This is a genomic window from Spirillospora sp. CA-142024 (assembly GCF_050942325.1).
In the GTDB taxonomy this organism is placed as follows: Bacteria; Actinomycetota; Actinomycetes; order Streptosporangiales; family Streptosporangiaceae; genus Spirillospora.
In genome coordinates this window covers 3861872-3882543 of sequence record NZ_CP192077.1, presented here as the reverse complement: position 1 = coordinate 3882543, position 20672 = coordinate 3861872, and the positions used below count along the sequence as shown (strand labels likewise).

Annotated in this window: 17 protein-coding genes and 3 rRNA genes; 8 read left to right on the top strand and 12 right to left on the bottom strand. The window is 67.2% G+C overall.

What is annotated here, in order from left to right; translation table 11 throughout:
- Positions 1 to 73 precede the first annotated feature (73 nt).
- The 4 genes from ACQPZP_RS18765 to ACQPZP_RS18750 form a co-directional block, all read right to left on the bottom strand.
- Positions 74 to 1675 carry a long-chain-fatty-acid--CoA ligase gene (locus tag ACQPZP_RS18765; protein ID WP_433478898.1) on the bottom strand — a complete coding sequence of 534 codons (1602 nt, stop codon included), beginning with the start codon at positions 1673 to 1675 and terminating at the stop codon, positions 74 to 76.
- Positions 1676 to 1751: 76 nt separating this feature from the next.
- Positions 1752 to 2615: a hypothetical protein gene (locus tag ACQPZP_RS18760; RefSeq protein ID WP_433478897.1), complete on the bottom strand. Its 864-nt coding sequence runs from the start codon at positions 2613 to 2615 to the stop codon at positions 1752 to 1754.
- Between the two features lie 67 nt (positions 2616 to 2682).
- On the bottom strand, positions 2683 to 3984 hold the full coding sequence (gene murA / locus ACQPZP_RS18755; protein WP_433469097.1) for a UDP-N-acetylglucosamine 1-carboxyvinyltransferase: 1302 nt from the start codon (positions 3982 to 3984) through the stop codon (positions 2683 to 2685).
- A 79-nt stretch (positions 3985 to 4063) separates the two neighbouring features.
- A complete protein-coding gene (locus tag ACQPZP_RS18750) occupies positions 4064 to 4690 on the bottom strand; it encodes a LysE family translocator (protein ID WP_433478896.1) in 627 nt (208 codons plus the stop codon).
- 77 nt (positions 4691 to 4767) lie between these two features.
- Here ACQPZP_RS18750 and ACQPZP_RS18745 point away from each other — a divergent pair, with 77 nt between their 5' ends.
- The 3 genes from ACQPZP_RS18745 (at position 4768) to ACQPZP_RS18735 (ending at position 6782) form a co-directional block, all read left to right on the top strand.
- Positions 4768 to 5475, top strand: coding sequence for a haloacid dehalogenase type II (locus ACQPZP_RS18745; protein ID WP_433478895.1), 708 nt, complete (start codon positions 4768 to 4770; stop codon positions 5473 to 5475).
- A gap of 35 nt (positions 5476 to 5510) precedes the next feature.
- Positions 5511 to 5945, top strand: a complete 435-nt coding sequence (locus ACQPZP_RS18740) for an SMI1/KNR4 family protein (protein ID WP_433478894.1) — start codon at positions 5511 to 5513, stop codon at positions 5943 to 5945.
- Between the two features lie 81 nt (positions 5946 to 6026).
- On the top strand, positions 6027 to 6782 hold the full coding sequence (locus ACQPZP_RS18735) for a hypothetical protein (RefSeq protein ID WP_433478893.1): 756 nt from the start codon (positions 6027 to 6029) through the stop codon (positions 6780 to 6782).
- A 13-nt stretch (positions 6783 to 6795) separates the two neighbouring features.
- Here the strand turns inward: ACQPZP_RS18735 and ACQPZP_RS18730 are convergent, their stop codons facing one another.
- Together ACQPZP_RS18730 and ACQPZP_RS18725 are read right to left on the bottom strand one after the other, a co-directional pair.
- Complete coding sequence (locus tag ACQPZP_RS18730; protein ID WP_433478892.1) at positions 6796 to 7821, bottom strand: M4 family metallopeptidase; 1026 nt, start codon at positions 7819 to 7821, stop codon at positions 6796 to 6798.
- Between the two features lie 395 nt (positions 7822 to 8216).
- Positions 8217 to 8576, bottom strand: coding sequence for a hypothetical protein (locus tag ACQPZP_RS18725; RefSeq protein ID WP_433479629.1), 360 nt, complete (start codon positions 8574 to 8576; stop codon positions 8217 to 8219).
- On the opposite strand from ACQPZP_RS18725, the gene ACQPZP_RS18720 reads away from it, so the two are divergent.
- The gene (locus ACQPZP_RS18720; protein WP_433479789.1) at positions 8472 to 8708 is read left to right on the top strand and encodes a hypothetical protein; all 237 of its coding nucleotides are present in this window, start codon (positions 8472 to 8474) and stop codon (positions 8706 to 8708) included. The genes ACQPZP_RS18725 and ACQPZP_RS18720 overlap by 105 nt on opposite strands.
- On the opposite strand, the gene ACQPZP_RS18715 is transcribed toward ACQPZP_RS18720, so the two are convergent.
- Positions 8705 to 9298 (bottom strand): TetR/AcrR family transcriptional regulator, encoded by a 594-nt coding sequence (locus ACQPZP_RS18715; RefSeq protein WP_433478891.1) that lies wholly within the window; start codon positions 9296 to 9298, stop codon positions 8705 to 8707. The two genes, ACQPZP_RS18720 and ACQPZP_RS18715, sit on opposite strands and share 4 nt — an antisense overlap.
- 63 nt (positions 9299 to 9361) lie before the next feature.
- Between ACQPZP_RS18715 and ACQPZP_RS18710 the strand changes: the two genes are divergently transcribed.
- Together ACQPZP_RS18710 and ACQPZP_RS18705 are read left to right on the top strand one after the other, a co-directional pair.
- A complete protein-coding gene (locus ACQPZP_RS18710; RefSeq protein ID WP_433478890.1) occupies positions 9362 to 10594 on the top strand; it encodes an MFS transporter in 1233 nt (410 codons plus the stop codon).
- Positions 10595 to 10845: 251 nt separating this feature from the next.
- A complete protein-coding gene (locus ACQPZP_RS18705) occupies positions 10846 to 11346 on the top strand; it encodes a tetratricopeptide repeat protein (protein ID WP_433478889.1) in 501 nt (166 codons plus the stop codon).
- A 44-nt stretch (positions 11347 to 11390) separates the two neighbouring features.
- On the opposite strand, the gene rrf is transcribed toward ACQPZP_RS18705, so the two are convergent.
- The 3 genes from rrf to ACQPZP_RS18690 form a co-directional block, all read right to left on the bottom strand.
- Positions 11391 to 11507: ribosomal RNA gene (gene rrf / locus ACQPZP_RS18700) — 5S ribosomal RNA — on the bottom strand.
- A 155-nt stretch (positions 11508 to 11662) separates the two neighbouring features.
- Positions 11663 to 14770, bottom strand: a 23S ribosomal RNA gene (locus tag ACQPZP_RS18695).
- A gap of 417 nt (positions 14771 to 15187) precedes the next feature.
- A 16S ribosomal RNA gene (locus ACQPZP_RS18690) occupies positions 15188 to 16708 on the bottom strand.
- Together the 16S, 23S and 5S rRNA genes form the textbook arrangement of a ribosomal RNA operon.
- A 769-nt stretch (positions 16709 to 17477) precedes the next feature.
- Here ACQPZP_RS18690 and ACQPZP_RS18685 point away from each other — a divergent pair.
- Entirely contained in the window at positions 17478 to 18239 is a 762-nt protein-coding gene (locus ACQPZP_RS18685; RefSeq protein WP_433478888.1) for a hypothetical protein, read from the top strand.
- Here ACQPZP_RS18685 and ACQPZP_RS18680 read toward each other — a convergent pair.
- Both ACQPZP_RS18680 and trxA read right to left on the bottom strand, forming a co-directional pair.
- Positions 18177 to 19028, bottom strand: coding sequence for a putative RNA methyltransferase (locus ACQPZP_RS18680; RefSeq protein WP_433478887.1), 852 nt, complete (start codon positions 19026 to 19028; stop codon positions 18177 to 18179). The genes ACQPZP_RS18685 and ACQPZP_RS18680 overlap by 63 nt on opposite strands.
- Positions 19029 to 19137: 109 nt before the next feature.
- Entirely contained in the window at positions 19138 to 19491 is a 354-nt protein-coding gene (gene trxA, locus ACQPZP_RS18675; RefSeq protein WP_433478886.1) for a thioredoxin, read from the bottom strand.
- Between the two features lie 130 nt (positions 19492 to 19621).
- Here trxA and ACQPZP_RS18670 point away from each other — a divergent pair, with 130 nt between their 5' ends.
- Complete coding sequence (locus tag ACQPZP_RS18670; RefSeq protein WP_433478885.1) at positions 19622 to 20638, top strand: sigma-70 family RNA polymerase sigma factor; 1017 nt, start codon at positions 19622 to 19624, stop codon at positions 20636 to 20638.
- Positions 20639 to 20672: the final 34 nt, after the last annotated feature.

Below are 20672 nucleotides of genomic sequence, written 5' to 3'. Positions count from 1 at the left end.
GCGCCGCGCAGGGAACACTTCCCACGAACCGCCGTGCATCACCTGACCGGAGGGACGGCGCGGCAGGGGTTTCTCAGCCCTGGACGCGGCGTTCGCGTCCGGCCCACTCCCGCTCGCGGAGCTGGAACTTCTGGATCTTGCCGGTGGACGTCTTGGGCAGCTCGGTCACGAACTCCACCGTGTCGGGGGCCTTGTACCGGGCGAGACTTCCACGGACGTGCTCGACCAGCTCGATCTCGGTGGCGGCGTGCCCGTCGCGGAGCACCACGAACGCCTTCGGACGTTCGCCCCACCGGTCGTCCGGCACGGCGACGACGGCGACCTCCAGCACGGCCGGATGCGAGTCGATCGCCCGCTCGACCTCGACCGTGGAGATGTTCTCGCCGCCGGAGATGATGATGTCCTTGGACCGGTCGCGCAGCTCGACATAGCCGTCCGGGTGGCGGACGCCGAGGTCGCCGGAGTGGAACCAGCCGCCGCGGAACGCGTGCGCGGTGGCCTCCTCGTCCCGGTGGTAGCCCTTCATGACGTTGTTGCCGCGCATGACGATCTCGCCGAGCGTCTCGCCGTCGGCCGGGACGTCGTGCATGTCGTCGTCGACGACGCGCAGGCCGTCCGTCTGGAGCATGCCGACGCCCTGCCGGGCCAGCAGCCGGGCCCGGTCGCCGGCGGCCAGCCCGGGCCAGCCCGGCTGCGGCTCGCACACCGAGTAGGGCCCGTAGGTCTCCGTCAGCCCGTACACGTGCACGATGCCCGCGCCGAGCCGCTCCATCTCCCCGATGATCGTCGGGCTGGGCGGCGCGCCCGCCGTCGTGACGGTCAGCGGCCGCTCCAGCGGATGCGCCTCCGCCGCGTTCACGATCGTCACCAGGACGGTCGGGGCGCCGTTGAGGTGCGTGACGCGCTCCTCGTCGATGAGCCGCCACACCTCCCCGGCGACGACGGCGCGCAGGCACACCTGCGTTCCGCCGATCGCCACGAGCGCCCACGGCGTGCACCAGCCGTTGCAGTGGAACATCGGCAGCGTCCACAGGTAGACGCTCTCGGGCGTGTGCCGCGAGTGGACGACCTCGCCGAGCGCGTTGAGGTAGGCGCCGCGGTGCGTGTAGACGACGCCTTTGGGCCGTCCCGTGGTACCGGACGTGTAGTTGATCGAGATGGCGGCGTTCTCGTCCTGGACGTCCCACGGCAGCGGATCGTCCGACCCGCGCGCCAGCAGCTCGTCATAGCCGATGCCGCCGACCGCGGGATCGGGCTCCGCACCGGTCGCCGGGATGGTGACGACCTGCGGCAGGCCATCGGACAGCGGAGCCACGGAAGGGTGCAGTCCCGCGTCCACGACCAGCGCCTTCGCCCCCGAATGCTGGAGGATGTAGCGGATCTCCTCGGCCGCGAGCCGCGTGTTGATCGCGACGAGGACCGCGCCGGCCAGCGGCACCGCGAAGTGCGCCACCAGTAGTTCGGGGATGTTCGGCGCCAGATAGGCGACCCGGTCACCCGGCTCGATCCCGGACGCCCGCAGCGCGTTGGCCAGCCGCGTCGCCTCGGCGGCGAACTCCTCGTAGGTGGCGCGCCGGTCCCCGTAGGCATAGGCGGGTTTGCCGGGGAAAACCTCCGCCGACCGGTTGAGGAACGCGAGCGGCGTGAGCGCCGTGTAGCCCGGGCCGTTGTCCATCGGGAGCCTCCGGTGCCGTCGTATGTGGCCAGCACCCCAAGGATTCCACCTGCCGCCTTCCGAGCCTGGACACCGGCTATCGGTCGGCGTTGCGGGTCAGGATGGAGACGGCCTTGACGGTGGCGTAGCCGCTCCACTCCAGTTCGGCGGCGGGCGAGTAGGAGGCGAAGTCGACGCGCCATCCGCCGTCGTCCCGCTGCTCGCCGTCGAGACGCCGCAGCTCGGCGGTGATGACGTCCGGTTTGAAGAGGGATCGGACCGGACGGCCCGGATAGGGCGCGAAGTCGAGCGGCCGCATCATCTCGTCCTCCAGGCCGCCCTGGACGTGGACGAGGCCGTTCTCCGGGATGTGCTCGCCGAGCAGCGCGATGGCCTCGGTGTCGTCGACGGCGTCGGCCAGCCACAGCGCGAACGTGAGTTCCAGGGCGTGCAACTCGTCCTTCGTGCGAAGGGTGTCGAGGCAGTAACGGGTGGCGCGGTCGAGCCACGGATGCTCGGCGACCGCCGTGTCGTGGACGGCGACGCGCTGCGCCGTGGCCGCGACGACCGCGGTGATCTGCAGTGAGGACGTCCCCGGGTCGGCGTCCGCCCAGAACGGCGCGCACCCGGCGGGGTCGGGGACGCGCAGCCCGAACGGCAGGCCGCCGTCCGGCAGCGTCACCGACTCCAGCCAGTCGCACAGCGCCACCGCCTCGGGCGCCGTCATCGGGGCGAGCTCCTCGAAGACCTCGAACGCGTGCAGCGCGGGGCCCGGCTGGCTGGTCCGCGACCGCAGGTCGGGCTCCAGGCCGTGACCGTAGCCGCCGTCGGGGTTCCGGTAGGCGTTGAGCGCGGCGAGCAGCGCCTCCCGGTCCCCTTCGCCGGTCAGCAGCTCGAAGCGGCGGCGGTCCAGAGGACGCGCGTACATGGCCATGAACTCGGATGCCTTGGTCAGGTTCATGTGTCCAGCGTGACCGCCGCTCGCACAGCCGTCTTGTAGGTTTCGGCCAACACCCGGTAAGGACCGGTTAGCCCGCCTGCAGCGAGAGCCCCAGCGTCCGGAACTGCTCGACCGGACGGTGGTAGCCGCGCTCGATGTGGTGGACGCCGCGCAGCGTGGACGGCCCCTCGGCGACGGCGGCCGCCAGGACCGCCGAGAACCCGGCCCGGATGTCGGGCATGGTCACGTCCCCGCCGCGGAGCTTCGACACTCCGCGCACCACGGCCGAGTGCACCGCCGCCGTGTCGTGATACCGGCAGGCGGGGCCGCCCAGGCACGTGTCGTAGACCTCTATCTCCGCGCCCATGCTCTGCAGCGCCGGGACGTAGGCGAGCCGGTTCTCGTAGACGGTCTCGTGCAGCACCGACATGCCGTCCGCCTGGGTGAACAGCACCATCAGCGGGGTCTGCCAGTCCGTCGCGAACCCCGGATGCGTGTCGGTCTGCACCGCGGCCGGGTGCAGGCCGTCCGGCGCGGACGCCATGATCCACTCGTCGGTGATCTCGAACTTCGCGCCCATCCCGGTCAGCGTCGTGATGGCGGTGACGAGCCGGTCCTGCGGGCAGCCGTGCACCCGCACCTCTCCCCCGGTCACCAGGCCCGCGACCAGGTAGGAGAACGCCTCGATCCGGTCACCGCCCAGCCGCGTCTGCGCGCCGCTCAGCCGCTCGACGCCCTCGACCACGATGCGCCGGTCGGGCGCGAACGAGATCCGCGCCCCCATCCGCTGCAGGAACAGCGCCAGCTCGATGATCTCCGGCTCCGTCGCCGCGTTCCGGATGACGGTCTTCCCCTCGGCCCGCACGGCCGCCAGCAGCACCGTCTCCGTCGCGCCGACGCTCGGATAGGGCAGGTCGACGCGCGTCCCCACGAGCCGCGTGGCGTGCGCGTGGATCCCGTCCGCCGCGTGCGACACCTCGGCGCCGAACGCCCGCAGCGCCTCCACATGGAAGTCGACCGGCCGCCGCCCGATCGGGTCGCCCCCGACCAGCGGGACGAACGCCTCACCCGCCTGATGCAGCAACGGTCCCAGCATCAGGATCGGGATGCGGTTCAGCCCGGTGAACGCCTTGCCGACGCTCGGGTCCGACACCGGCCCCGGGACGACGGTCACCTCGCCGCCGGAGCGTTCCACGGTCATCCCGACGTGCTCCAGCATGCCCGCGGTGATCCCGACCTCGCCGACGTCGGGGGCGTTGCCGATGGTGCTCGGCCCGTCGCCCAGCATCGCCGCGACCATGTGCTTGCTGACCGCGTTCTTCGCCCCCCGCACGGTGACATCCCCGCGAAGCGGCCCCGACGGCTCAATACGCCACAGCTTCTCAGTCATCCGAGAAGACTACGGGGTCGGCGGTGACCGCCCATCGAATTCACCGCATCCCCGGCGCGACCCGCTCGTTACTACACGGTCAGGGGCGGTCGGCCAGGAGGTTCGCCGCGAAGCCGATGAACGCGGCGCCGCTGACCTGCTCCAGGCGCCGCCGGAACGACGGCCGCCTGAGCCGCTCCCCGAGCGCGGCCGCCGCGCCCGACACGATCCAGTACCAGACGGCCAGTTCGACCACGTCGATCGCGGTGAACAGGACCGTCGTGCCGAACACCGGCGCCCCGTGCGGCATGAACTGCGGGACGAGGCTCATGTAGAAGACGCCGGCCTTGGGGTTCAGCAGGTTGGTCCCGACTCCGGCGCGGAACGCGGCGAGCCGTCCGGCGACGACGACGGGCTCCGGCCGGACCTCCTCACCGGTCTTCTTCCGGGCCCGCCACAACGCCGTCGCCCCCAGCCACACGAGGTAGGCGGCACCGCAGACGCGCACCACGTCATACGCCACATGCGAGGCGGTCAGCAGGGCGGTGAGCCCGGCCGCCGTCGCGAGTCCCCAGACGGCGCACCCGGTCAGAATGCCGAGCGCCGCCGCCAGCCCGCACCGACGCCCCTGCGCGACGGACGTCCTGAGCACGAGGAAGGTGTCCAGCCCCGGCACCACATTGATGATCAGCGCTGCGGCGGCGAAGGCGATCACGGCAGTCATCATGATCGAATACTACCGACGCTCCTTACGGACCGCCTCACCCGGGCATGATGACCGGAGCACATGTAAGAGTGCTGTGCATGGACGTTGACGCGGCGGTGTTCGATGTGTTCGGAACGTTGACCGACTGGCGTTCAAGCGTCACCGGGGAACTGGCGGAGATCGGCGGGCGGGCCGGTCTGCACGCCGACTGGCCCGCCGTGGCCGACGCCTGGCGGCGCCGCTACCGCCCGACGCTCCGCCGGGTCGTCGTCGGCGAACTGCCATGGCAGCCCTTGGACGATCTGCACCGCCTCATGCTCGACGAGGTACTGGCCGAACACGGACTCGACGCCCTCACCGCCGCCCACCGGGACGATCTCGTCCGAGCCTGGCACCGCCTCCGCCCATGGCCGGACGCGTCCGAGGGCCTGGAGCGGCTGCACCGGAGCCCCGTCCTCACCGCCACGCTGTCCAACGGCGGCGTGGGCCTGCTCACCCGCCTCGCCAAACACGCCGGTCTCCGTTTCGACTGCATCCTGTCCGCGGAACTGGCCAAGTCCTACAAGCCCGACCCGCGCGTCTACCGCATGGCCGCCGAGCTCCTCGACGTCGAGCCGCGACGCCTCCTCATGGTGGCGTGCCACCCTGACGATCTCGAAGCGGCGGCAGCGGCGGGCCTCCGCACCGCCTTCTTCCCGCGCCTCGAATGGGGCCCGGATGCGGAGCCCGACCCGCCGCCCTCCGACCCCGGCCTCGTCGCCACCGACCTCATCGACCTGGCCCGCGCCCTGACGGACGCGCGCTGACCAACGACCGACCGCTCCGCCGCTAAGGTTCACGCATGTGGAGAGAGGTCGCGGCCAAGGCCTTCCCAGACGTCGAGTTCAGGCCGCCCGTCGACACCGCGGCGGTCACCGCCGCCGAGCAGCGTCTGGGCTGCCCGCTCCCCTCCCAGCTCACCGGTCTCCTCCAAGAGACCGACGGCGTGATCGGGCACTACGGCGTGGACACGGTCTGGCCGCTGGAGCAGATCGTCGAGCAGAATCTTCATTTCTGGACGGACGACTCGCTCGCCGACCTCTACATGCCTTTCGACGCGCTGCTCTTCTTCGGCGACAACGGCGGCGGTGACCGGTTCGCCTTCGTCCGGACGCCGCCGCGGGCGGACGTCTTCGTCTGGGAACACGAAACGGACAGCCGCCGCTGGGCGGCCGGAGACCTGGGCGACTACCTCGGCCGCTCCCTCTCAAGCGACGAGGACGACTGGTACCAGTGACACCCGGGCGGAACCCGGGCCCATGCACGTGAAAGCGAAGGAATCGGCGCGGACGTCGATGATGATCAGTAACGTGCCGGGATGAGCGAAGTGAGTCCACGACACGTGCTGTGCGTCCTCAGCTCCAAGCTGGGTCTCCCGGAGATCGAACGGATCGCCGCCGGCTTCGGCGGTTTCGTGCTCGATCGCGAGTACTCCGAGGACGAACCCGACCCCAGGATGCCGGACGCTTTCGAAGCCAGCCTGGCCGCTGCCTCCTTCGACGAGGCGGACTGGGCCGCCGTCGAGTCCCACGACACCGTCGGCTACCTGCTGTCCGCGCCGATGATGCGCGAGCTGGCGGCCGACACGTCGCGGCGGCTGCTCGCGGCGACCGCCGCTCTGCTGAGCTCCGGCGCGTCCGCGGTGAAGAACGAGAGCAGCGGAATCACCCACGGCCGGGACCGCTGGCTGGCGCTGGCCGACCTGGCGGCCGGCGCCGAGAACGAGGACCTGGCCGATGCGCTCGTCTCCGCCTGGGTGAAGCGGCCGATCTACGACGGCCAGGTCCTCTACAGCTGCGGCATGCACCTCCTCGGCGCGCCCGAGGTGGAGATCGAGGCCGGGAGGGAGGACCTGACCGACGACGATCTGCCCGATCTCGTCATGCATCTCGACGCGCTGGCGATCTACCTGCTGACCGATCCCCGCGCGGAGGAGATCGAAGACGGCGCGGGTTTCCGGATGACCGAGGACGCCCCCCGCTGGGTGCTGCGCACCGGCACCTGCGACCGCTACGACGAGGACGACCTCTTCTTCAACCCGTACGGATACGTCCGCCTGACCCGCACCGGCTGAAGCAGAGCGACGCTCACAGGATGCCGCGTGCGGCGAACGCCTCCCGGGTGGCCTGCGCCGCCTGCGCGCCATAGAGACGCTGCGCGGCGGCGACGGTCGCGCCGGCGGCCGCCTTGAAGGAGGTGTCCGGAGCGAACGCGAACTGGGCCTCGACGATCAGGGTCCCCGCCTTGGTGTCGCCGAGCGCCTGCCGGATGTCCCACAGGGCCCGCGACCAGATCTCGCCGTCGGCGTGGACCTCGCCCACCATGTCCTCGGGGTAGTGCTTGGTCCCGTCCAGCCTCCGCAGGCAGTGCGTCGGACCGGACGTGTAGGACACCGAGTCCCAGTCGGCGACGCACGGTTCCGGGGTCTTGGACGGTGTACCGGTAGCCCAGCTGGTGACCGCCACGGCCAGGTAGTCGCCGAACGCCTCGCCGATCGCGCCCGACTCCAGGTTCGTGCCGAACCCGGTGACCTGGCCGTCCTGCACGGAGTGGCCGTACTCATGGACGATCACCTCGGCGTCCTCGGCGTCGTCCACCCCGCCCTTGCCGAGCGTGATGTTCGCCTTGTCGCCCCGGAAGAACGAGTTGTCGCCCCCGTACTGGTTGATCCGCAGCTCGATCTGCCGCTGGTTCACCGGACGGAGCGCGGACCCGAACCCGAGGTGCTGCAGGTACCTCTGCGCGGTCGTCACCCAGTAGTAGCCCATGACCTGCTCGAACTGGTCGGAGTCGCGGTGATAGGCGGCCAGCGCGCCATCGTCGATCCGGGCCGCCTTGCCTGTTTCGCTCTTGACCCGCACATATCGGCCGGTGAGGGACCCGGAACCGTCGAGGTCGGTGAGGGTGACCTGGCGGTAGGCGGACGCCAGCGCGGCGTAGTCCGCGTCCTTCGCATCGGTGAGGGACTCGTCGCCGAGCTGCTGGACGGGGTTGGGGTAGAAGACGGTCCCGGTCGCGGTCGTCGCGGAATCCGCGGCCGACGCGGGCGGCATCGCCATGACGAGAGGAAACGCGGCCACGGCCACCAGGGAGAAACGTCGTGTGTTACGCATGGGCGGACGGTATGGCCCGGTCTCTTGCGGGAACAGGTCCAATTCGCGCCGCGTCCAAGTCTGGCGTGCATCGCCCGTTTGCGGCACCGAACACTGGCGAAGTTTGTGCTGGTGTCCACGCCCATCGGGCAAATCCAACCCGCTCCAGCCAGAAGCGCAGGAGTTCCTGTCGCCGAAGATCTCCAACCCCTCGGCCGTACTCCGCCGGTGGGAGACGAGCAGGAGCAGTTCGGTACCGGGCCACGCACCGCGACGGCGGCCTTCTCGGGGACGCGCCGCCATGCGATGCCGTCGCCGGTGAGGCCGCCCAGCCATTTGCAGCCGTCTCTGTCGCGTGCAGGTGAACGATGCGGCCCGGGCCGAGCAGTTCCCCTGCTCAGTCTTGATGGCGAGCATCATCGGCAGCGCGCCGAGTTCCATCCATGCGTCCAGCACGTCGGCAGCGACCATGACCGTCCTGCCGAGGGCGAGCGTCGCATCGGCGCCGGTGGATGAGCGTCTCGTGTGCGAACCGGCGCGCGTAGAAGGACGCCGTCCTCCCTGGTATCGGAGTCCAGAGGCAGGCGTCCGGTCCGGCTTCGCGTAGGGCGTCCGCCAGTTGGGCGGCTCCCGGCGAGCCATGGTCCGGGGACGGCGGCGTCTTCGCGGGCGTGGCTGGACAGATCACGGAAGTGGTCGCCGGACGGAGGCTCGGCCGCCCGCGCCCGGACGATCTCCGCGACCCAGCGCTGACCTCCGCCGAGGTGGCGCAGCAACTGGTCGACGTTCCGGCCAGGGCAGGACGGCACTGCGCCGTCATGTCCGCGTCCTTGATCGAGGACGTCGGCAGCTCCGTCTGGGTGACAATCTCGGCACTGGCGATCATGATCCATGTCGGGTGGCGTTAGTCAGTCCGGCCTTCGCTCACCGTCCAGGAGTCGGCGAGCCCGCACAGTTCGTCGAGCGCCCTCTCGACGCGTTCCCGGTCGCCCGTGGTTAGGAAGTCGGTCTGCAGGCCAGAGTAGGCGCTGTTGAGGAACGTCGCGTTGACGCGCGCCCGGGCCGGGTCGAGCCCGCGGGCCGTCAGCGCGCCGGCGACGAACTCGGCCCTGTCCGTCAGGAACGCCGGGACCCGGTCACCGAGACGTCCGGCCGCCGCGAGGCCCTCGATCTCCCGCACGAGCCGGGTGTGCGCGATGTTCTCGGGCGCGAGATGGCGATCCCAGGAGTTACGGACGATCGCGCCGATCCCCCGCGTGGTGTCGTCCCAGCCTTCGGTCGCATGGAGTTGCGCGTGCTGGACCTCGTCCAGGCGTTGCAGCAGCGCGGCGAGGAGCGCGTCCTTGTCGGCGAAGTGGTGGGTCAGGACTCGCGTGCTCTGCCCGAGCGCCTGAGCGATGGGACGCATCGAGAGGCCGGACATCCCGTGCTCGGCGAGCTGGTCGAGTACCGCGTCGAGGATCTCGGTGCGGCGGTGCGGGTCGCGCGGTCTGGCCACTGACGGGTCTCCTTCGTTCACCGGGCGTCCAGCCTATAAGGTAACGAGTGTTACCTTAACTGGATGCCCCTCTTCCGACGCTCATCCGGCGGGCTCTGGCTCACCGCCCTTGCCCTGACCGCCTTCACCCTCCAGACCGACGACTTCGTGATCGTCGGCGTGCTGCCGTCCATCGCGGACGGCCTGTCGACCGGCGAGGCCGCGGCCGGGCAGCTCGTGACCGTGTTCTCCGTCATCTGCGCCGTGGTCGCGCCCGTGGCGGCCGTGCTCACGGCGTCCTGGCCCCGGCGCCGGCTGCTCACCGGCGGGATGCTGGTGTTCTGCGCCGCCAACCTCGCCGTCCCGCTCGCCACGTCCTTCGCGGCCCTGATGGGGCTGCGGGTGCTGGCCGCGTTCGCCGCGGCCGCCGTCCTGCCGACGGTGTTCGCGGTCACCGCGGCCCTTTCCCCGTCCGGGCGGCAGGGCCGCGACCTGGCCACGGTCATGGCGGGGCTGACGGGCGCCGTCGTCGCCGGCGTCCCGCTCGGCACCTGGATCGGCGCGGCGTTCGGCTGGCGCGCCACCTTCGTGACGGGCGGGCTCCTGGGCCTCGCCGCCATGGCCTTCCTGCGCGTCGCCGTGCCGGACGTGGCACCGCCGCCCGCGGCTGGGCTGGGTGAACGCCTTCGTCCGCTTGGCCGGCCCGCGGTGATGTGCGTGCTCCTGGCAGCCGTCGCCACGGTCCTCGGCAACCTGATGATGCAGACCTATCTGGCGCCGTTCCTGGACGAGGTGGCGGGCGTGACTCCGTCCGGCCTCGGCGGGCTGCTGATCCTCACCGGCGTCGCAGGCATCGTAGGAGGGCGTTTCAGCGGCACACTGGTCGACCGGCTCGGCCCAGCGAGGACGTTCGCGCTGGCCGTCACTGTCTTCACCTCGGTGATGGCGGGACTGGCAGTGTCCTGGTCGCTGCGTCCTACGGATCTGGCATTCGTCGTCCCACTGTTGTTGCTGTGGTCGGCCGCCGCCTGGTCGGTTCCGCCTCCCGTCCAGACGCGCATTCTGGCGCTGGCCGGCCCTGAAACCGGTCCGCAGGCGTTGGCGCTCAGCAGCAGCGCGGTCTATGTCGGAGCCTCACTGGGCGCGGGCCTCGGGGGCTGGCTGCTCGGTGCCGCCGGCTTGGGATCCCTCCCGGTCGCCGCCGCGGGCTGCGCCCTGCTGGCTTTGGCGATGTTCGGCCTTGCCGAACGCACCGCAGCGACGACCGCGTCGGTGGACGTACGCAAGGGCCTGGAGGAGCGCGAGACGAATGTCTGAGCGTATGTGCGGGGACGGTGGCCGCGCCGGTGCAAGGTGTGTGGGTTGGCACCGGCGCGACCATGATCCCGACGGCTGTCGAGCGGTCCAATTCTGCCTCGCCCCACGTTGCACAATCGTTGCGCCGACCTCTCGTGTCCATCGAGTCACATGAAGCGTCCATGGTTGACGGACAGGAACCCACCTGTCCGGTGCCCCCGGTGCGACCTCAGCCACGCGAGCGCATGGCCGGTGGTCGTATTCTGTGGTTCATGATCAATCCCGTCCCGGAGTGGGAACGGCGAATGGCCGACCTGTGGGCGGCGTTCGACGACCATGAGCCCGAAGCCTTCCTCGCGGAGGTCGAGGAACTGACCGGTGAACTTCCGCCCGGCGACGCCGTCGGCGAGTACGAGCTGGCTTCCGCCCACGACTCGATCGGCAACGAGGCTGCGGCGGCAGAGCACTACCAGCGGGCCTTCGCCGCCGGGCTCCCGGAGTCGCGCCGGAGGCAGGCCACGATTCAGTACGCCAGCACGCTCCGTAATCTCGGCCGGGCCGACGAAAGCGTCGCCCTCCTGACCGCTGAACGGGAGGCCGGCTCCGACGACCTCGACGATGCGGTCACCGCGTTCCTCGCTCTCGCGCTCACCGATGTCGGGCGGGAGCGCGAGGCGGCCGGACTCGCGCTCGGAGCGCTGTCACGCCATCTTCCCCGTTACAACCGTTCGCTCTCCAATTACGCGAAGGCATTGCTGGATATCCAGGCATAAAGAAAGGGCCCCGCCGTGTCGGCGGGGCCCTATCCATAATATGAGTCCGGCGGTGTCCTACTCTCCCACACAGTCTCCCATGCAGTACCATCGGCGCTGAAGGGCTTAACTTCCGGGTTCGGGATGGGACCGGGTGTTTCCCCCTCGCCAAAACCACCGAACGACCAACCCCCAACACCCGTCACCGGATGCGGGAAGAATCCGTCCGAGCAACCAAGGCTCGATCATTCTATTATACGCGGGCTCCCGGTTGTTTCCTGGGAACCACACAGGGACGCGAACACTTCTACGCAGCGAGATGCTTTGAACGTTCAGTGTGTTCAAGCCACTCGGCCTATTAGTACCGGTCGACTCCACACGTCACCGTGCTTCCATCTCCAGCCTATCAACCCGGTCGTCTACCGGGGGCCTTACACCCCTTTAACAGGGTGGGAGAACTCATCTCGAGGAAGGCTTCCCGCTTAGATGCTTTCAGCGGTTATCCCGACCGAACGTAGCCAACCAGCCGTGCCCCTGGCGGGACAACTGGCACACCAGAGGTTCGTCCGTCCCGGTCCTCTCGTACTAGGGACAGACCCTCTCAATTCTCCTACGCGCACAGCGGATAGGGACCGAACTGTCTCGCGACGTTCTAAACCCAGCTCGCGTGCCGCTTTAATGGGCGAACAGCCCAACCCTTGGGACCTACTCCAGCCCCAGGATGCGACGAGCCGACATCGAGGTGCCAAACCATCCCGTCGATATGGACTCTTGGGGAAGATCAGCCTGTTATCCCCGGGGTACCTTTTAGCCGTTGAGCGACACCACTTCCACACGTAGGTGCCGGATCACTAGGCCCTGCTTTCGCACCTGCTCGACACGTCCGTCTCACAGTCAAGCTCCCTTGTGCCCTTGCACTCGCCACCTGATTGCCAACCAGGCTGAGGGAACCTTTGGGCGCCTCCGTTACACTTTAGGAGGCAACCGCCCCAGTTAAACTACCCACCAGGCACTGTCCCCCACCCGGATACACGGGTGCGGGTTAGACGCTCAAAACGACCAGAGTGGTATTTCACCAACGACTCCACCCAAACTGGCGTCTGGGCTTCACAGTCTCCCACCTATCCTACACAAGACGCTTCAGGCGCCAATGCCAAGCTGTAGTGAAGGTCCCGGGGTCTTTCCGTCCTGCTGCGCGAAACGAGCATCTTTACTCGTACTGCAATTTCGCCGGGCCTGTGGTTGAGACAGCGGGGAAGTCGTTACGCCATTCGTGCAGGTCGGAACTTACCCGACAAGGAATTTCGCTACCTTAGGATGGTTATAGTTACCACCGCCGTTTACCGGCGCTTAGATTCTCAGCCTCGACCTCACGGTCTAACCGGTCCTCTTAACGTTCCGGCACCGGGCAGGCGTCAGTCCGTATACAGCGTCTTACGACTTCGCACGGACCTGTGTTTTTAGTAAACAGTCGCTTCCCCCTGGCCTCTGCGACCCCACCCAGCTCCCCGTGCAAGACGGTTCACCAGGCGTGGTCCCCCTTCTCCCAAAGTTACGGGGGCAATTTGCCGAGTTCCTTAACCACAGTTCACCCGATCGCCTTGGTATTCTCTACCTGACCACCTGAGTCGGTTTAGGGTACGGGCCGCCGATACACTCGCTAGAGGCTTTTCTCGACAGCATGGGATCACTCACTTCACCTAAAACGGCTCGGCATCACATCTCACCCTCATATGGTGCGCGGATTTACCTGCACACCGGGCTACATGCTTACCCCAGGACAACCATCGCCTGGGCTGAGCTACCCTCCTGCGTCACCCCATCACTCACCTACTACCCCCTCGGGTCCCACGCTCCCCGCAGAACAGGCCCGAAGGCCCACACCACAGTTCGGGTGGTTAGCATCAGAGGGTTCAGCGTTGGCGCATACCAGCGGGTACGGGAATATCAACCCGTTGTCCATCGACTACGCCTGTCGGCCTCGCCTTAGGTCCCGACTTACCCTGGGCGGATTAGCCTGCCCCAGGAACCCTTGGTCATCCGGCGCACACGTTTCTCACGTGTGATTCGCTACTCATGCCTGCATTCTCACTCCCGCAGCCTCCACCACTCGATCACTCGGCGGCTTCACCGGCTACAGGACGCTCCCCTACCCACCCCAGACACATGCCTGGAGTGCCACGGTTTCGGCGGTGTGCTTGAGCCCCGCTACATTGTCGGCGCGGAATCACTTGACCAGTGAGCTATTACGCACTCTTTCAAGGATGGCTGCTTCTAAGCCAACCTCCTGGTTGTCACGGCAACTCCACATCCTTTCCCACTTAGCACACGCTTAGGGGCCTTAACCGATGATCTGGGCTGTTTCCCTCTCGACTACGAAGCTTATCCCCCGCAGTCTCACTGCCACGCTCTCACTTACCGGCATTCGGAGTTTGGCTGACGTCAGTAACCTTGTAGGGCCCATCAGCCATCCAGTAGCTCTACCTCCGGCAAGAAACACGCAACGCTGCACCTAAATGCATTTCGGGGAGAACCAGCTATCACGGAGTTTGATTGGCCTTTCACCCCTAACCACAGGTCATCCCCCAGGTTTTCAACCCTGGTGGGTTCGGGCCTCCACACCGTCTTACCGGCGCTTCACCCTGCCCATGGCTAGATCACCCCGCTTCGGGTCTACAGCATGCGACTAAAAACGCCCTATTCAGACTCGCTTTCGCTACGGCTACCCGCCACCGGTTAACCTCGCCACACACCATAACTCGCAGGCTCATTCTTCAAAAGGCACGCCATCACGAACACCACCCGAAGGCAGTGAGGACGCTCTGACGGCTTGTAGGCACACGGTTTCAGGTACTATTTCACGACCCCTCACCGGGGCACTTTTCACCTTTCCCTCACGGTACTAGTCCGCTATCGGTCACCAGGAAGTATTCAGCCTTACCACGTGGTCGTGGCAGATTCACACGGGATTTCACGGGCCCCGTGCTACTCGGGAACACACCCAGAAGCCACCCAGATTTCGTCTACCGGACTCTCACCGTCTACGGTCGGCCATCCCAAGCCGTTCAACTATCCGAGCAGTTTATAACTCCTTGATCCAGCGGCAGCTGGACCCGGATGGTCCCACAACCCCGCACACGCAACGCCTGCCGGCTATCACACGCGCACGGTTTAGGCTCCTCCGCTTTCGCTCACCACTACTCACGGAATCACAATTGTTTTCTCTTCCTGCGGGTACTGAGATGTTTCACTTCCCCGCGTTCCCACCAACCTGCCTATACATTCAGCAGGCGGCGACACCCCATGACGAGTGCCAGGTTTCCCCATTCGGAAATCCCCGGATCAAAGTCTGGTTGCCGACTCCCCGAGGCATATCGCAGGCTCCCACGTCCTTCATCGGCTCCTGATGCCAAGGCATCCACCGTATGCCCTAAAAAACTTGAACACACAAAACGATCAAAACAAATCGCAGATGAGAATCCATGACCCAAAAGAGCCACATCATCCCACCAGAGATGCTCGCGTCCACTGTGCAGTTCTCAAAAAACAACCGGGCCCACCAAAACCACACCCCAATCAAGGAATGTGGTCCTGGTCCCGCGATCCAGAGGCACCCGGGCTCGCGCCCGTTCCCTCAGGACCCAACAGCGTGCCCACCAGACCCCCCACCCGAACCCGCCGTTCCCACTCCCCCAAGCCGAAGCTTCAGGGCGGTACTTGCCGGGCCGCGTAAGCGACCTGATGAATAGCCAGTGCTCCACATCTATGAGCAGCCACCTGACAGACACTCGCTGCCAACGGTGGCCACCGACCTGAGCCTTCCCGGAAGGGAAGCAGCCCGGGCCAGCTGTGTGCTCCTTAGAAAGGAGGTGATCCAGCCGCACCTTCCGGTACGGCTACCTTGTTACGACTTCGTCCCAATCGCCGGCCCCACCTTCGACCGCTCCCCCCACACAAGGTGGTTGGGCCACGGGCTTCGGGTGTTGCCGACTTTCGTGACGTGACGGGCGGTGTGTACAAGGCCCGGGAACGTATTCACCGCAGCGTTGCTGATCTGCGATTACTAGCGACTCCGACTTCACGAAGTCGAGTTGCAGACTTCGATCCGAACTGAGACCGGCTTTAAGGGATTCGCTCCACCTCACGGTATCGCAGCCCTCTGTACCGGCCATTGTAGCATGTTTGCAGCCCAAGACATAAGGGGCATGATGACTTGACGTCATCCCCACCTTCCTCCGAGTTGACCCCGGCGGTCTCCCATGAGTCCCCACCATAACGTGCTGGCAACATGGAACGAGGGTTGCGCTCGTTGCGGGACTTAACCCAACATCTCACGACACGAGCTGACGACAGCCATGCACCACCTGTCACCGGCCCAAAAAGGACCCACCATCTCTGATGGTTTTCCGGCGATGTCAAGCCTTGGTAAGGTTCTTCGCGTTGCGTCGAATTAAGCAACATGCTCCGCCGCTTGTGCGGGCCCCCGTCAATTCCTTTGAGTTTTAGCCTTGCGGCCGTACTCCCCAGGCGGGGCGCTTAATGCGTTAGCTACGGCGCGGAATCCGTGGAAGAACCCCACACCTAGCGCCCAACGTTTACGGCGTGGACTACCAGGGTATCTAATCCTGTTCGCTCCCCACGCTTTCGCTCCTCAGCGTCAGTACAGGCCCAGAGAACCGCCTTCGCCACCGGTGTTCCTCCCGATATCTGCGCATTTCACCGCTACACCGGGAATTCCATTCTCCCCTACCTGCCTCTAGTCTGCCCGTATCCACCGCAGACCCACGGTTAAGCCGTGGGCTTTCACGACAGACGCGACAAACCGCCTACGAGCTCTTTACGCCCAATAATTCCGGACAACGCTTGCGCCCTACGTATTACCGCGGCTGCTGGCACGTAGTTAGCCGGCGCTTCTTCTGCAGGTACCGTCACGTTAGCTTCGTCCCTGCTGAAAGAGGTTTACAACCCGAAGGCCGTCATCCCTCACGCGGCGTCGCTGCGTCAGGCTTCCGCCCATTGCGCAATATTCCCCACTGCTGCCTCCCGTAGGAGTCTGGGCCGTGTCTCAGTCCCAGTGTGACCGGTCGCCCTCTCAGGCCGGTTACCCGTCGTCGCCTTGGTAGGCCATCACCCCACCAACAAGCTGATAGGCCGCGAGCCCAACCCTGACCGAAAAACTTTCCACCACCGACCATGCGATCGGAGGTCATATCCGGTATTAGACCCGGTTTCCCAGGCTTATCCCAAAGTCAGGGGCAGGTTGCTCACGTGTTACTCACCCGTTCGCCGCTCGAGTACCCCCGAAGGGGCCTTTCCGCTCGACTTGCATGTGTTAAGCACGCCGCCAGCGTTCGTCCTGAGCCAGGATCAAACTCTCCATCAAGGTTCGAACGACCAACCAGGGGGCGAACCCCAGCCGGCCAAACCTCAGGAAACAATCCCAGCACCACACAGACCCCCACAGGGGCCGTGCATTGCCTCAAAGAAATCCCCGACCATCCCAAAAGGAACAGCCACGGGGCGACCCGGCCAACAAAAACAGACCGGGCCGATAAAGGCACTGGCTTTTAACACGCTGTTGAGTTCTCAAGAAACGGACACCCACCGCGCCGAACCCCTGCTCCCGCAGGCCCCGGCTCCGGGGCAACCCTTTTAACTTACCTGACATCCGCCGTCTGTCAAGCCGATCAACCAAGATCTTTTCGACGAGTCGGAGAGATTCCAGGCCCCCACGCGACGACACACCCCCAGGCCGGAAACCTGGAGAGATCATCTCGTGGGAAGTGCCCTGCGGGCCGGCCACCTCTCGGCGTCCTGCATCCCGTTCTGGGCTGGTCGGACCATCCTACAGCAGTCCGAGCGAGGCTCGAACCATTTTCGGAGATCCAGCCCCGGGGCCGGCCGCCTTGTGGCGTCCCGCGTCCCTTGGAGCAGGAGAGACATTAAGGCGACCCGCGGAGACCGTCAAATCGGAGCGCTACGGCCAATTGCCACCCTTGTCGCTCAAGCACCCCAAGGAGCACTCTGACCTCGCTTTTCACGCACTATGTGTGCCGGGTCACGGTGGGCTACGGTGCCCTGACCGCTCACCCCGCCAGAACATGCAGCGGTGGCTCCCGGCACGACTGTTGACCGAGGTCAGGAGGATCCTCGTGAATGTGCCCGTGGCCGCCCGCTCTCCGGCAGCGCGGCTGGTGGTCGCCGCGACGATGGGGCCCACGATCCATGACGTGCACGCCTGGCGGTTCAAGGTCGTGCAGGGCCTGATCGAGCTGCACGCCGACCCGGTCAGATTCCGGCCCATGCATGATCCCGCGGGACGAGGGCTGCATCTCAGCAGCGGCGCCGCACTGGTGAATCTGCGTCTGGCCGCCGCGCAGCTCGGCCACGAGGCCGTGGTGCGGCTGCTTCCGGACCCCGGACGGCCGGCAGTCCTCGCCTCAGTGCGGCTCGCCGGGCGTCATCGGGTGACCCACGAAGAGCGGCTGCTCTACGCCGCGACCCTCCGTCCCTTCCTCGGCGACCGTCCCAGAACGGGAGCCTGCCCTGCCCCTGCCGTCACGGACGAGTTGGGCGGCGTGGCTCGGCTTGAGGGGACGGTGCTCCATCCGCTTCCCTTGTGCGCGGGCTCGACAGCGCAGCGGGCGGTGCTCACGACCCGCGGAGACTCCCGTGCCGAGTGGCTTCGTGCGGGCCAGGCGCTCCAGCGTCTCCTGCTGAGCGCCAAGACTCGCTCGCTCTCCGTATCGTTCCTGTACGAGACGGTCGACGTGCCCATCATGGAGGACGTGGCGGACCCGGGTGAGGTGCCACAAGTGCTCCTGGAGATCACGCAGAACGTGGACGTGCGCCTACTCAAGCCGCCGGTAGGTCGACAGGACAAAGGACAGAGGCGTCGGCAACGGGTCCGATAGCCGGTCCAGGCGTTCCCGGAGCCGGTCGGCCGGGACGTGGTGCGCGCTCGGGCCCATGCCTACAAGCGTTGCGACCTCGTCGTGCGTCAGGACGGCCTCGGCTTCGAGCTCCTGACGCGAGTCCAGCTTGAAGTAGCCGGCGAGCGCGGTGTCCATGCGCTCGGTCTTGCGCTTGTCGATCGACAGCAGTCCCAGCGATTCCACGAGCGCGCCGAGATGCCGCGGTGACGGCGTCACCGTGAACAGGAGCCCGTCCTCGCGGAGGACCCTGTGGAACTCCGCCGCGTTGCGGGGAGCGAAGACGTTCACGACCGTGTCGGCGGCGCCGTCGCGGATCGGCAGCGGACGCCACAGGTCGGCGACGACGGCACCGCAGCGTGGATGCGCCCTCGCGGCACGCCGGGCGGCGTGCTTGGAGATGTCGAGGGCGAGGCCGACCGTGTCCGGCGACCGGTCGAGTATCCGGCTCAGGTAGTGCCCGGTTCCGGCACCCGCGTCGAGGACGAATCCGGACCCCGCCCGGGAGACGTTCCAGGCGAGCCGATCGGCGGGGGCGGTGAAGTGTCCGGCCCTGAGGAACTCGTCTCGCGCGCGCACCATCTCCGGCGTGTCCGCGGTTCCAGGACGGGCGTTGCCCGGCAGGAGGTTCGCGTATCCCTGGCGTGCGATGTCGAAGGCGTGCGCGCCCGGGCAGAGCAGCCTGTGGCCGGCCAGTTCGAGATCGGCTCCGCACACGGGGCACACCAGGAAGGGGACGACATCGGCGAGCATCCGTCCATCATCGACCATGCCGGCCATGGAAGGGGCGGCACAGTCCGCTTCTTTGCCGTCGCGCCGCCCGCACGCCGCCCGCCGGCCCGGCGGGCGTCTCGTCGGCGCAACCTGGCAGGCCGTGCGCTCAGGACTCGGCGCGCCGCCGGACGTCCGCCATGTCCAGGCCGCGGACCTGCTCGATCACGTTCTCCAGCACCGGCTCGGGCACCGCGCCCGGCTCGGCGAAGACGATCATTCCGTCGCGGATCGCCATCAGGGTGGGAATGGACCTGATCCCGAACCGTTCCGACAGCTCCGGCTCGGCGTCGGTGTCGACCTTGCCGAAGACGATGTCCTCGTGCGTGCCCGCCGACTTCTCGAACACGGGCGCGAACCTCTTGCACGGGCCGCACCACTCCGCCCAGAAGTCGACCAGCACGATGCCGTCGCCCTGAGCCACCTCGTCGAAGTTCTCAGCGGTCAGTGTGACCGTCGCCATGTCGGTTTCTCCTCATTCGGGGTATCAGGTCGTAGAGCGGCTTACAGCCTCGCAGTATTCCCCACCCGGGAATCACAGAGCGGTAATTAGCGTTGTCCCCTTAGGGAGATCGCACCGGAGAAGGGTCAGGATGGCTGCAACCCGTACCAAGGGCGACAGGGTCGACGTCCCCGACAAGGATCTTGTCGGGGCGTACCTCGACCGGATCGGCCGCACCCACCTGCTCGACGCGCAGGAGGAGGTCGATCTGGCCAAGGCGATCGAAGGGGGCCTGTACGCCGAGCAGCTTCTCGAGGAGGGGAGGGTGCCCGGCGGCGCCTCCCGCGAGGAGCTGGAGGAACTGGCCGCGGCGGGGCTGCGCGCGAAGCAGCGCTTCGTCGAGGCCAACCTGCGGCTGGTGGTCTCGATCGCCCGGAAATACCCGACCGACTCGTTGCCCCTCATCGACCTCATTCAGGAGGGGAACCTGGGGCTGATGCGGGCGGTGGAGAAGTTCGACTACCGCCGCGGTTTCAAGTTCTCCACATACGCGACATGGTGGATCAGGCAGGCGATCGGGCGTGGGCTCAGTCACACCGCCCGCACCATCCGGCTGCCCGTCCACGTCGAGGAGGAGCTCTCGCGGCTGCGCCGCGCGGAGCGCCAGCTGGGCCGTGAGCTCGGCAGGGAGCCGACCCGCGAGGAGCTCGCCGGGCACCTGGGCGCCGACGCCGAGCACGTTGACGAGCTGCTGCGCTGGCGTCGCGACCCGGCGAGCCTGGACGCGACCGTCGACGACGCCGGCGAGACGCCGATGGGCGACCTGCTGGAGGATCCGGACGCCGTCACCCCGGAGACGGAGATCCTCGCGCTGGACGACATCGAGGGCCTCGGACGGCTGCTGGAACGGCTTCCGGAACGCGAGTCCGCGATCCTGCGGGCCCGGTTCGGGATGGACAACGGCCAGCCGCTCTCGTACGCGCAGATCGGCGCCCGGTACGGCCTGAGCCACAACCGGGTGCGGCAGATCACCGATCGTTCGCTGCGGCGGCTGCGGCAGCTGGCGAACGAGACGGACCTGAGCGGCCGCCGGACGCTGGCCGGCGGGCCGGTCGGCGGCCAGGGCCCCGCCCGCGAGCCCGCCACCGCCGGCAGCCGGGCGGCCTGACGACCGCCGGCCCCGCCTCCCCCGCACCGTGATC

Coding starts and splice junctions, on each gene's coding strand:
- ACQPZP_RS18765 (WP_433478898.1), bottom strand. CDS start 1,675: ATGGACAACGGCCCGGGCTACACGGCGCTCACGCCGCTCGCGTTCCTC.
- ACQPZP_RS18760 (WP_433478897.1), bottom strand. CDS start 2,615: ATGAACCTGACCAAGGCATCCGAGTTCATGGCCATGTACGCGCGTCCT.
- murA (WP_433469097.1), bottom strand. CDS start 3,984: ATGACTGAGAAGCTGTGGCGTATTGAGCCGTCGGGGCCGCTTCGCGGG.
- ACQPZP_RS18750 (WP_433478896.1), bottom strand. CDS start 4,690: ATGATGACTGCCGTGATCGCCTTCGCCGCCGCAGCGCTGATCATCAAT.
- ACQPZP_RS18745 (WP_433478895.1), top strand. CDS start 4,768: ATGGACGTTGACGCGGCGGTGTTCGATGTGTTCGGAACGTTGACCGAC.
- ACQPZP_RS18740 (WP_433478894.1), top strand. CDS start 5,511: ATGTGGAGAGAGGTCGCGGCCAAGGCCTTCCCAGACGTCGAGTTCAGG.
- ACQPZP_RS18735 (WP_433478893.1), top strand. CDS start 6,027: ATGAGCGAAGTGAGTCCACGACACGTGCTGTGCGTCCTCAGCTCCAAG.
- ACQPZP_RS18730 (WP_433478892.1), bottom strand. CDS start 7,821: ATGCGTAACACACGACGTTTCTCCCTGGTGGCCGTGGCCGCGTTTCCT.
- ACQPZP_RS18710 (WP_433478890.1), top strand. CDS start 9,362: ATGCCCCTCTTCCGACGCTCATCCGGCGGGCTCTGGCTCACCGCCCTT.
- ACQPZP_RS18705 (WP_433478889.1), top strand. CDS start 10,846: ATGATCAATCCCGTCCCGGAGTGGGAACGGCGAATGGCCGACCTGTGG.
- ACQPZP_RS18680 (WP_433478887.1), bottom strand. CDS start 19,028: ATGGTCGATGATGGACGGATGCTCGCCGATGTCGTCCCCTTCCTGGTG.
- trxA (WP_433478886.1), bottom strand. CDS start 19,491: ATGGCGACGGTCACACTGACCGCTGAGAACTTCGACGAGGTGGCTCAG.
- ACQPZP_RS18670 (WP_433478885.1), top strand. CDS start 19,622: ATGGCTGCAACCCGTACCAAGGGCGACAGGGTCGACGTCCCCGACAAG.